Origin of the sequence: Chitinophaga polysaccharea, from assembly GCF_007829335.1 — a bacterium.
Lineage (GTDB): Bacteria > Bacteroidota > Bacteroidia > Chitinophagales > Chitinophagaceae > Chitinophaga > Chitinophaga polysaccharea_B.
In genome coordinates, this window is record NZ_VIWO01000005.1 from 497,713 (window position 1) to 509,963 (window position 12,251).

8 protein-coding genes are annotated in these 12,251 nt (G+C 46.7%); 7 read left to right on the plus strand and 1 reads right to left on the minus strand.

Annotated elements, in window-relative coordinates:
* Positions 1–62 precede the first annotated feature (62 nt).
* The 4 genes from FHW36_RS18905 (at position 63) to FHW36_RS18920 (ending at position 7,039) form a co-directional block, all read left to right on the plus strand.
* Positions 63–3,221 carry a SusC/RagA family TonB-linked outer membrane protein gene (locus tag FHW36_RS18905; protein ID WP_145671133.1) on the plus strand — a complete coding sequence of 1,053 codons (3,159 nt, stop codon included), beginning with the start codon at positions 63–65 and terminating at the stop codon, positions 3,219–3,221.
* A 17-nt stretch (positions 3,222–3,238) separates the two neighbouring features.
* Positions 3,239–4,840 carry a RagB/SusD family nutrient uptake outer membrane protein gene (locus FHW36_RS18910; protein WP_145671134.1) on the plus strand — a complete coding sequence of 534 codons (1,602 nt, stop codon included), beginning with the start codon at positions 3,239–3,241 and terminating at the stop codon, positions 4,838–4,840.
* 166 nt (positions 4,841–5,006) lie between these two features.
* Positions 5,007–5,939: a pentapeptide repeat-containing protein gene (locus FHW36_RS18915; RefSeq protein WP_145671135.1), complete on the plus strand. Its 933-nt coding sequence runs from the start codon at positions 5,007–5,009 to the stop codon at positions 5,937–5,939.
* Positions 5,940–6,055: 116 nt separating this feature from the next.
* Entirely contained in the window at positions 6,056–7,039 is a 984-nt protein-coding gene (locus FHW36_RS18920) for a methylenetetrahydrofolate reductase (protein WP_145671136.1), read from the plus strand.
* Positions 7,040–7,096: 57 nt separating this feature from the next.
* On the opposite strand, the gene FHW36_RS18925 is transcribed toward FHW36_RS18920, so the two are convergent.
* Entirely contained in the window at positions 7,097–9,532 is a 2,436-nt protein-coding gene (locus tag FHW36_RS18925) for an outer membrane beta-barrel protein (RefSeq protein ID WP_145671137.1), read from the minus strand.
* Positions 9,533–9,725: 193 nt separating this feature from the next.
* On the opposite strand from FHW36_RS18925, the gene FHW36_RS18930 reads away from it, so the two are divergent.
* From FHW36_RS18930 to FHW36_RS18940, 3 genes are all read left to right on the plus strand, one after another.
* On the plus strand, positions 9,726–10,739 hold the full coding sequence (locus FHW36_RS18930; RefSeq protein WP_186452522.1) for a sensor histidine kinase: 1,014 nt from the start codon (positions 9,726–9,728) through the stop codon (positions 10,737–10,739).
* 9 nt (positions 10,740–10,748) lie between these two features.
* Positions 10,749–11,471, plus strand: coding sequence for a LytR/AlgR family response regulator transcription factor (locus FHW36_RS18935; protein ID WP_145671139.1), 723 nt, complete (start codon positions 10,749–10,751; stop codon positions 11,469–11,471).
* A 185-nt stretch (positions 11,472–11,656) separates the two neighbouring features.
* Complete coding sequence (locus FHW36_RS18940) at positions 11,657–12,175, plus strand: RNA polymerase sigma-70 factor (protein WP_145671140.1); 519 nt, start codon at positions 11,657–11,659, stop codon at positions 12,173–12,175.
* Positions 12,176–12,251 lie beyond the last annotated feature (76 nt).

Below are 12,251 nucleotides of genomic sequence, written 5' to 3' on the forward strand. Positions count from 1 at the left end.
TTTGCAACGCCTTGCGCGTTGAGGGCTTGCTTTGCCCTATACATTTAAAACACGTTCCAGTTATGAAGATGTTCTATCGACCAAAATGGCGCCTGTTCCTGCTACTTGTCATGCTGATATCAGGAATTTCAATGACCGCCCAGGCGCAGGGCCGCATGCAGGTGACCGGCACCGTGCGCACAGATCAGGGTGACCTTCTCCCCAATGCCTCTGTAGTAGCGCTTAATGAAAAAACAAAGTATACCGCTGGTGTGGTAACTGACAGCAATGGCGTATTCCGCTTCTCCGGACTACCCCCCGAGGGAAAATACGCTTTCAGCATTTCTTACATGGGCTTCGAAACCCAGCGGCTGAACAACGTATCCCTGAAATCAGGCGCCACCCTCACTTTTTCCATACGCCTCGTCAAAACAGTGGCAGCCCTGAACGACATCGTCGTTATTGGTTACGGTACTGCCCGGAAGAAAGACGTGGTAGGCGCCTTCAACGTAGTAACGGTGAAAGAAGCTGGTGCAGTAAATGCCACCAATCCCTCCCAGCTACTCATCGGTAAAGCCGCCGGCGTACAGGTACTGCAAAGCAGTGGCGTACTAGGCGCCGATGCCCAGATCATCATCAGGGGTACCGGTAGCTTTACCGATGTCAATCCCCTGTATGTCATAGATGGTATCCAGGGTACCAAAAACCTTTTTAATACACTCAATCCCCAGGACATCGAAAATATCACTGTCCTGAAAGATGCCTCTTCTACCGCCATTTATGGTTCCGCCGCCGCCAACGGCGTGGTAATCATCACCACCAGGAAAGGAAAAACAGGTCCTCCCCGCGTTAGCTTTACCTCCCAATGGGGTATGGCTAAAGCCTGGAAACAACTGCACCTGCTCAATACCGCACAATATGTGGAAGCGTTGAAAGATCTCGCCGCTACCAAGAATACCGTACTACCTGCCAAGTTCAACACACCAGGAGGCTTACAGGACAGCACCAACTGGCAGGACGCCATTTTCCGTAACGCCATGGTGTCTGAAAATGACCTGAACATCAGCGGTGGCGGTGAAAAAGTAAACTATAGCGTATCTGCCACCTACATCGATCAGCAGTCCATCTTAACCGACGCTACCAACAAAAGATTCCAGGCACGCGTAGGCCTGGAGGAAACACTCGGCCGGTTCCGGTTTACACAAAACGTGATCGTACGCCAATACGTAGGTAAAGGCAACTATGCCAATATCATCAACGCGATACAGTATGCTCCCTATAAACCGGTGCTCGACCCATCTATCCAGGGCGGATACTCTATCGTTTCCAATATCGACGACTATAGTAATGCGGTGAACCCCCTGCAGGAAATTGCAATGAAAAGTCAGACCGCCAAATCACTGGCTTTCTTCCCGCAGCTATCCGGTGAAGTACGTATCATCGATGGATTGAAATTCCGCTCCCAGTTTGCCGCAGAAGTAAACTCCAGCCGTACCAGCAGCTACCAGAAACAGTACCAGGCATCTAACTTCCTGAACCAGGCACGGCAGTCGATGCTGGTATTTTCAGAAAACTCCTACTATATGCTGGAGAACTACCTGTCGTACGACAAATTATTCGGTAAGCACCAGCTGGCTTTAATCGCAGGACAAAGCTATATTAATCCGGGACGCACCAACGGCTCCTCTATCAGGGGTACCGGCCAACCTAATGATAATCTCACAGATGTGGTGGTGGCCTCTTCCCAATCCGTTACCAATACCTATTCAAACTATTCACGCCCTTCAGTGATCTCTTATTATACCCGGGCCAACTACACTTACGACGATAAATATATCCTGACCGGCAGCTACCGGAGAGACGGCGCCTCCAACTTCGGCCCCAATAACCGCTATGGTAATTTCGCCGCCGGAGGTGTATCCTGGCGCTTTTCGGAAGAAAACTTTATGAAAAATAACTTCCCCGTTTTATCAGAAGGAAAGCTGAGTTTCAGCTGGGGACAAACCGGTAACAATAATATTCCTAACTTCCTCAATACCTCCAAAACCTACCAGGGTACCCCCGGAGGCGCGCTGGTGTATTCTTTAGGCAGTACCGAAACATTTGTGTCCGGCACCACGCTCACCACCTTAAGCAATCCTGATTTAAAATGGGAACAAACCAACCAGACTGATATCGGCCTCGACCTGGCCTTCTTAAATAACCGCCTCACCGTGGAAGCCGATTGGTACGATCGTAAAAGTACCGGCCTGCTGGTAACTACCCTGCTGCCTGCCAGTATTGGCGTAAGTCCTACCGGCACCCAACCTAAGAAAACCGTGAACGCTGCCAACGCCCGGAACAAAGGTTTTGAGCTGACCGTCGGATTCCGCGATAAAATCAACAACAACCTCAGCTTCAACGTAAGCGTAAATGGCTCTATTAACCACAACGAAGTATTATCATTAGGCGACCAGTTCTCCGCACCTATACAGGCGGGCGCCTTTACCCCGGTACCTACTACTACCTACACTGCGGCCGGCTATGCCATCGGCTCTTTCTACGGCTACCGCATGGATCATGTGGCAAGGGATGCCGACGAAATAACTGCCCTCAACCAGGAAGCCGCTAAAAAAACAGGCAACCCCAATGCCAAGTACCAGGATGGTTTGTTACCGGGAGATTTTATTTATAAAGATATCGATGGCGACGGCATAGTAACAGCAAAAGACCAGGAAATACTAGGCAATGCCATCCCTAAATATGTATACGGTATCAATGCCGGTATCACCTGCAAAAACTTTGACCTGAACCTGGTATTGTCCGGTGTCAGCGGTTCCCAGCTTCTGAATGGACTGAAATTAAATACCAGCTTCATGTCTACCGGCCATAACGCCACCACCGACATCCTCGACAGATGGCGTAAACCCGGCGATGTAGCTGCGCTGCCCAGGATAGGCCAGAATGTAACCGGCAACGGTAACCTCCGTCCATCTGACTGGTGGCTGGAAGACGGCAGCTACCTGCGTTTGCGCAACATTACCATTGGCTACAATGCTCCGGCTGCTATGTTAAGCAGTGTAACCAAAGGCACCCTGAAATCCCTGCGCGTTTACATCGCAGCGCAAAACTTACTGACGTTCACCCGCTATACCGGCTACGATCCGGAAGTGGCAGGCGACTATATTTTTGCCCGCGGTATTGATCAGGGACAAGTGCCACAGCCAAGAACTTTCCTGGCAGGTATTCAATTAGGGTTTTAATTTTTAAAAGTGATTTTATGAAGAAGTACATACGTCAACTGCTGCTGATAACTAGCCTGATGGCCATTTCCACCGGATGTAAAAAGTCGCGCCTCGACCTGGTAGATCAGAGCGCCTACGCATACGATACTTATTTCACCAACATATCTGCGCTGAACCAGGCTACCATCGCCAGTTACGCCACACTGCTGCACCCGGGATTATGGGCCAGGGAGTATTATTTCATTTTTGACCTGATGGGCCATGAAGCTAAGCGCGCCAGCTTTTTGCTGGGAGCAGAACAGGAATTGGGTGACTATACCTTCGGTACCAACAATGCAGACCTGGGCAGCTTATGGGGCTCTCTTTACCGGATGATCTTCAGGTGCAACCTGGTGATAGACCGCGCTGCCGCCTGGAATCCGACTGCCACCGCAGATCGCGCAAAGCTGAATCAATACCTGGCCGAGGTAAAGTTCCTTCGTGCCTATGCTTACCTTCATTTAGTAACATTATGGGGAGATGTGCCATTGTATACCGACTATCAAACCACTCTTCATAACAACTATTTATCCCGCAGCCCGGCTGCCGATGTATGGAAACAGATAGAAAAAGATCTGACAGAAGCACAGGGCACCACAGCATTACCCACCGTATACCCTTCGGCAGAATTAGGCCGCGTCACCAAAGGCGCTGTGATAGCCCTGCTCGGCAAAGTATATTTATACGAGAAAAAATGGGCACTGGCACAAGCTTCCTTTGAACAGCTGATGGGGGCTCCGTACGCCTATAAACTCGACCCTTCCTTTGATAATGTTTTCAGCACTACCAACCAGGGCACGCCGGAAAACATCTTCCAGATCATGGACCAGCAGTGGACCGACTGGGGTATTGGCTCTCCTTACTATATGTTTGGCAATGGCGCAGAACAGGTAGGTAAACAAACGCATACCGGTCGCGCGATGGAGTATGGCTGGAACGATTGGAAGAACGTATATATCAGCAACGCCGCCGTAAAAGCATTCACCTATCCAAATCCTACAACAGGTCTACCATATACCGATCCACGGGCTAATTCCACGTTCTATGGCACTCCGGCTTCCGGCGGAGATGCCGTGTACTGCCAGCAATGCGCCACAGGCGCCAAACGGTATCCATTTGATGCTACCGATCCACAGGGCGATTATCGCTGGAAAAAATATGAATATTACAACCTGGTGGAAAAGTATGGTGATCCTAAAAGCCCGATTAACGGGCAGGTAATCCGCCTGGCCGACGTTATGCTGATGCTGGCCGAAGCGCATATCCAGCAGGGTAATACCGGCGATGCACCACTGGCACTGATCGACAGCGTGCGTTCCCGCTCTCACGCCGTTCTGTATACCACTTTGGGCGACAAAAATAACGCGATGAAAATATTGATGCGGGAACGCCAGCTGGAACTATGCGGAGAACAATGCCGGTATTTCGACCTGCTGAGATGGGGCATCCTTAAACAAACCATCAACGCAGAAAAGGCGGTAGAGCCAGGCACCGGTACACAACCTTTCCAGGATAAAAACCTACTGCTCCCTATACCTGATGTTGAGAAAAACTATAATCCAAATGTTGCCAAAGACATCAAAAATGGCTGGAATTAAAGTTGTCAACGTCAAAAGATTTACCATGAGGCCTCCGCTATGGCGGAGGCTTTTGCATGTATACAACTATAAGTAGTACAGATACCACTAATAGTTTTCATTTTTTGTTGATTCGGGAAATGGAGCAGCCTATCTTCGCCCTATCGAAAAATAAAATATATTGTGTATGGATACTAAGATCATCGGCAGCAAAATTGCCAAAGCACGAAAGGCAATGGGAATGTCCCAGGCAAAACTTGCCCAACAGCTGTTTATTAGTCCTCAGGCGGTTGGAAAATGGGAACGTGGAGAATCCATGCCTGATATCACTACTTTTAGCCGTCTTACAGAAATATTAGGCGTAGACCTTAATCATTTTTCGGAAGGCACGCCAACGGGGGATCATGAAGTATCACCACCGGTTAAACAACCAATAGTGGAGGCCAGTGACCCATCATTGTTACCTTCACCTTCGCCCGAACGGCAGGTACAAATTGACCTCACCGCCATCGATCTGCAAAAAGGCGACTTTGCAGACGTTACTTTACATAAAGGGAAATTCGAAACGAGCTCACTCCGTGGAGCCAACTTTGCCCGTGCTAACCTCTCCGGGACTTTATTTGACGTGGTGGATGCCCGCGAAGCCAATTTCGATGGCGCCCACCTGACAGACTGCCGTTTTTCCACCACTGACCTTACAGATGCCAGCTTCCGTACCTCCATCCTGGAACGTACCACCCTGCATATCTCCGGACAAGGCGCTCAATTCATAGGCGCTACCCTGACAGATGTTCATCTCACCAAAACTGACTTTAGGAAAACAATTTTCGAGCAATGTGTTTTTAATAACGTAGACTTTAATCACTGCGATTTACGAGGGATGCGTTTTGACGGGCAGACGTTCACCAGTGTACAGTTTAACAAGTGTGCCCTGAAAGATGCCTCATTCAGAGGCACCTCCCTCCGGAATGTATCCTTTACGCTGCCTTTTTCACTTACCAACAAATCATACCTCGCTATTAAAACTACCTGCTTTGACGGCGCCACCATGGACAAGCTGACCTATGCGGCGCTGAAAGGACTGCGTGTGATTGATCTATCAAATGTTACTGTTATATAAAACCCAGGCTCCCTTCACACAGAAACCCGCAGTGCAAGATGATTTGAGTAGCCACACCAACCAATAAATCGCCCAAAATACCGGCCCATTTTGTACTTTTGCCGAAATTATCATGTATGCTCAAGGAAAAGATACATCAGCCGGGGTCCAATTTGGTCTTTTATAGTTTAACGCCGCCGAAGGCAACCACACAGCCTGAACAGGTAAAAATTATTGCCGGCAAACAAATTGAAAGACTCCAGGGGCTTCCCATCGATGGACTGCTGCTCTACGATATCCAGGATGAATCTACGCGGACAGAAAAAGAAAGAACCTTTGCTTTCCAGTCTACCATTACGCCGGAGGAGTATAGCAAAAACTATTTAGCGTCGCTGCAAGTTCCTAAAGTGATTTATAAAAGTATTGGCAACCTGGATAAAGAACAGTTTACCACCTGGCTCCAGGCCAATCAACATATCGGGTACGCCGTTTTTGTAGGCGCCTCTTCTCACCAACAGGTGGAAGCCACCAACTTCTCTCTCCAGGATGCATACGACCTGCGGAACCAGTATGCTAAGTCGCTCGTATTAGGTGGGGTGACCATTCCTGAACGCCATACCAAAAAAGGCGACGAACATCAGCGCATCTTCAATAAAATAAATAAGGGATGCAGCTTCTTCATCTCACAGTGTGTTTATAGCCTGAATGATACGAAGAACCTTCTCTCCGACTACTATTACGCAGGACTGGACAATGACAAGATGCTCTCTCCTATTATTTTCACCCTCGCCCCTTGTGGATCACTCAAAACGTTGCAGTTTATGGAATGGTTGGGCATAGAGGTACCGAAGTGGCTTTATAACGACCTTAAACACTCGAAAGATATTTTGTCTTCTTCTATCGAAACCTGTAAGAATATTGCGATAGAAATTTTGAACTATACGCAGGCCAAAAATATTCCCATTGGTTTTAATATTGAAAGTATCTCTATTAAAAAAGAGGAAATAGAAGCGGCCAATGAGCTGTTAAAGGATGTATTGCAATTAGCAAAGAGTACTGGTACTTCGGCTGGCAGCCTTGATCTGGCAAAGCATACCGACAAACTCCAGATGATATCCTGATAGCGTGTATTCATGCTATGCTCAACGCGTTTGATGTAGTGGTGAAGACGGTACTGGTTAATACCGGCCTGTCCGTCTCCGCTCCGGGCGTGTTGGCTGTTCCTCCGGTATTTTTTCCTCCTTACTTTTAGGCCCTTTGCCAAACCGCCAGCTAAACGCGACCGCAACAGATCGATTGTAATAATAGGTAGTCGACTGTTGATGAAAGGCAGGGGCAGTGGCCATACTACGCTGCCGGAGGTTACGCTGAAAAGGATTCACGAATGACAACGTAATACTGCCCCGCTTTTGCAGCACTTCTTTTTGAACAGCCATACGGTAGGTATAGTCCGATGTATTTTTGCCTTGTAGTGTTATAAACCCATTGTTATAGTCGCCGGATAACTCGAACGTATACCCGCTGGGAATAGTATAGGAAGTGTTGACATTAAAAGCGTGAAAGAAGCCGCTGTTGGCAATCTGCAAGGCATTGCTCTTAAACCATACCTGGTATAGCTCTAGTCCTCCGTTGATCGTCCAGTTATCATTGAGCTGGGTATACGCATTGATATTTGCGCCCAATCGTTTGTTAGCGGCAATATTTTGGGGTAACGCCCGCGAAATACCGTTGCTGTCAACGGCTAAAAGCGATTCAATTGAATTAGAACTGAAGTTAAAGTAAACGCTGCTGACCAGGTTAAGGCCGGAAGGCGCATTGTAAATGTGAGAAGCCTCCAGCATCCGTGTAAGCTCCGGGCGTAAACGGGGATTGCCCATGGTCAGGTTACGGGGATCGCTGGCATCTATATAGGGATTGAGGTCCCAGATGAAAGGCCGGTGAATGCGTTCAGTATAGCTGAACTTGAGCTCATGTGCTTCATCGACTTTTTTTGCGATTAACAGGTTAGGAACGAGGTTACTGAAGTTTGTTCCAAACGAAGGTTTGGTACCTTTGAATACAGCGTTTATCCGCGTATACTCATAGCGGGCGCCCAGGCGAAAACGCCAGTTGTTTTTCGTTTCCAGCTCCGTGCTCACATAGGAGGCAAAAACATCCTGGAAGTAAGCCATCGAGTCGCTACGCCCGGGGTCCTGCTTCAAGTCCCCGCTACCGCGATTATTCATATTATTGTAAACGGCAAAGTTGCTGGTAGCATCATTTTTGCTCCAACGTATACCCATTTCTACAAAACTGCTCCCCGCTTTATTAAAAGGCTGCGTATAATCAGCCTGGAAGCTGTAATCCTTACTCCTTCCCGCGTTGGGGCTCACTTCCCGGAAGAAATGGGTACCGTCAGGCATAAATTGATCTGTCAGGTAACTGGAATGGTCTACAGAATGGCTAAGATTTCCTAACAGCTGCAACGATTGCTTTTTGCGTTTAAGCCGTTTCTGGTAATTTAATGAAAGATCAATATAATGAAAGCGTGCCCGTTGATCTGAGCTTTGATTATAGAGCAACGGAATGTTCGCATCTCTATAATCGTTATACAAATTGCTGCGTACCGGCCATTGGTCATGCCAATAAGAAAGCGTAGTACCGAGTTTCTGCGTTGAATCAGGCCGGTATTCCATACCCATTTCCAGGCTGGCTCCTTTTGTCCGTTGCCGGCTATCAGCTCGTTGCATCAGGCTGCCCACTGGCTGTCCCTTGTAAAATGATGCCCTGTTTAGCTCATTCTCTTTTTGCGTTTGCTCAAACATACCGCTCCCCATGAAGTTAAAGTCCAACTTAGCGCCCGACATATTCAGGCCAAGACTGGCAGACTGCTCCCGATTTCCCATGCTTACATCAATCGTACCGGAGGTACTCTTTAGCTTCTCCTTCGTAATGATATTAATCACCCCCGCCGCTCCTTCTGCTTCATACCTCGCCGAGGGTGCCGTAATTACCTCAATAGATAATATAGCGCTGGCGGGGATCATCTTCAAGGCTTCCTTCAGGTTTTTGGCAAGCATGCCAGACGGCATACCATTCAGCAAAATTTTAATGTTTGAATTTCCCCGGAGATTGACGGCGCCATCGGCGCTGACAGTTACCATGGGCGCCTTCCGCAGCACATCTGTTGCCGACCCGCTTTTATTACCAATATCAGCGGCCGCATTATATACTAACTTATCTCCTGTGCTTTGTATCAAAGGCCTACGCTTCTTCACTTCAATCACCTGCAACTGCTGGCTTTGCCTTACCAGGGTAAATTTAACGATGTCTCCTGTGGATGCCTTCACGTCTATCGTTCCATAACCGGTATGTGAAATCGTCAAAAAATAAATACCTTTTTCCGGCACTGCTAAATTAAATGCACCCGTAGCATCTGTCAACGTAGTTTTGATAACGGCCTTATCTTTATCCTTCAGGAGGATGGTAGCCAGTTCCAGCGTTTTTTTATCAAAGGTATCTGAGACTACTCCTCTTATTTTGAAAGAAACTGTACTACCGGGCATAATGGATTGTGAATGCACTGGCAAAGAAGCGATGATTAAAAATAAAATAGCGGCAAATTTACCTGGCATCTGATAGCTCAATTTTAATATTGACGTATATAATTTTATTCGGCACAAAAGAAAATGTTTATTTTCCCACCGGGAAATGAGAATGAGCAAAGCCTATATTTTAATGACGAACGTCCTTCATCATTTAAATTTTCTGCATACCTGCAAAAACGGGACATTGGTGGTACTGGAAATACAATAGAAGATGATAGTTATGACAAATTGGTTCAAAAAGCGTTACCTACAGGAGATTGGGATATTTATCGCCATGTTTATCCTGACAATGGTGAATCAATTTTTTCAGCTGGATTCATTCACCGCAGTTTTCAAGGGACTCGTTTTTTTTATCATCATATATGCGTTGGCGCAGCTGCATTGGCATTTTATTTTCCCATTGTTCTGGAACAGGAAATATGGGAAATATGCGTTGATCTCCTTTGGGGCCTTGCTCCTGGGGACCTTGATATTATGGCCTGTAGATTTCTTTTGGGTGGAACCCGGCATACTCCCGCAGGAGAATATACTGTATGTTTTATTGTACTATTTTGTTATTAATATTGCCAGCGTAAGTACCATCATGTTTTTATTCCTGGTGAGGCAGCATGCCTCGCAGATCAGGAAGAGGACGGAAGACAAGCTATTACTGGCTGAAATGAATATAAGGCTATTACATGCGCAGTTGAATCCTCACTTTCTTTTCAACATGTTTAACAATCTTTATGGTGTAAGCCTGACCGAACCCGATCGGGTTCCCCAACTGATCTTAAAATTATCCCAGCTTATGCGATACCAGCTGGAAGACGGCCGAAAGCCACAGGTGAAGCTCCAGGAAGAGATTTCCTTCATAGAAAATTATATCGTCATAGAAAAAGAGCGGGTGGGAACGCGTTGTGAAATTACCTTTGCGGTGCATGCCCGGCAGCCGGACCTCGAAAAGATAACTATCGCGCCGTTAATCCTTATTACGCTGATAGAAAATGCTTTTAAACATAGTACTACCGCCTCCGGGCAATCGTTTGTGCATATCAATATCCAATTAAATGGCAGTACGCTGACAGTAGCCATTGCCAACTCATTAGGGGATCTTTCCCTTAAAAGTGGCTCTACCGGTATCGGTCTTGCCACCATCCGGGAGCGTTTGGAACTATTGTATGCCGGAAAGTATCATTTGGATATTTCCCCGGATGAAAGTGAATTCAAGGTCGTTTTAAAAATGCAATTAAATTAGTAGTCGCCGATGGAATCATTACGCTGTATCGTAGTGGACGATGAAGAAGGAGCGCACCGGGTGCTTGACCACTATATTAAAGGAACCAGCAGCCTGGTATTGGTGGGTAACTTCTACAATGCCGTGAGTGCCATGGACTTCATGTTTAAGCACCCTGTTGATTTACTCTTCCTGGATATTAACATGCCGGGCATCTCCGGACTCGATATGCTGGAAGCCATGTCCAATCCACCACTGGTGGTATTAACTACGGCTTATACCCAGTATGCACTCACAGGGTATAAATACCGGGTAGTCGATTACCTGGTGAAACCTTTTGAGATAGCCAAATTCATGGCCGCAGTAGATAATGTGTTCGCCCGTTTCAAACCTCCTGTTGCCCGTCATACAGGTATTCCCCTACCACAAACATCCGACATCTCCTTAACATTAAAGGTCGATACAGGTATCGTCAGGATAATGACCAGTGATATTACCTATATTCAAAGCTATGGCAACTACGTGAAGGTATTTACAAAGGATAAAATGTACCTGAGTGCCTCCACTACCGGCGAAATAGAACAACAGCTGGATAAACGTCATTTCAAGCGCATACACCGTTCGTATATTGTAGCGCTTTCAAAAATACAATCCCTCGAAGGCGCACAGGTGCTGCTGGAAAACGGTTTGACGTTGCCTGTTGGCAAGACTTACAAACGTGAAATATGGGAGTACTTTACCAATAAAGGCTAAGCTCATTATATTACCTACCCCTGCGTTACCATCTCCCTATCCTCCTCTCCATTTAAAAGAGAATAGAGGGAAATCAACCACGACGCGTTTATAGATTACCAGGATGGAATTTTTTGAATAAAATTTCCATATACCTGTAGCGGGAAACACATGCGTATTAAGTATCATATTTATAAAATCCATTTGTGAGTACAGATGACCTTTACAAACAGTTCCAACTAGTATTCGAACAGTATTATAACCCGCTTTGCAAATACGCCTCGAGCTTCATCAAGGAAAAGGAGGCGTGTGAAGATATCGTGCAGGATGTTTTCGTGAAGATATGGGAAAACCGCAGAGACATCTTAGTGGTAGAAGGTGTAAAATTTTATCTTTTCACCGCTGTTCGCAATAACTGCCTGACCCACCTGCATCGTGGGCAGCGCAGGCCTGTGTACAGTCTGACCGACATGGATATAGAAGAAGATACCTGGCCGGTAAGCACAGAACCAGACGAAGGTGAGCTGGTAAACTATAAAGCATTGTTAGGAAAGGGAATTGACCAGCTTCCCACCAAATGCAAGGAAATATTTCTATTAAGCCGCCTGGGAAATTTCAGCAACCAGGAGGTGGCCGACAACCTGGGTATCTCCATTAAAACGGTGAATAACCAGCTTTGGAAAGCACTGAAATTCCTGAGAAATTTCGTTAAGAGTACCCTATAAACCGTCTTTAAATTATTTTTTCCTGTCTGTAGGAATTTCACAAATAATTATGTTTTAGTAAATGGGAGAAGAAAAC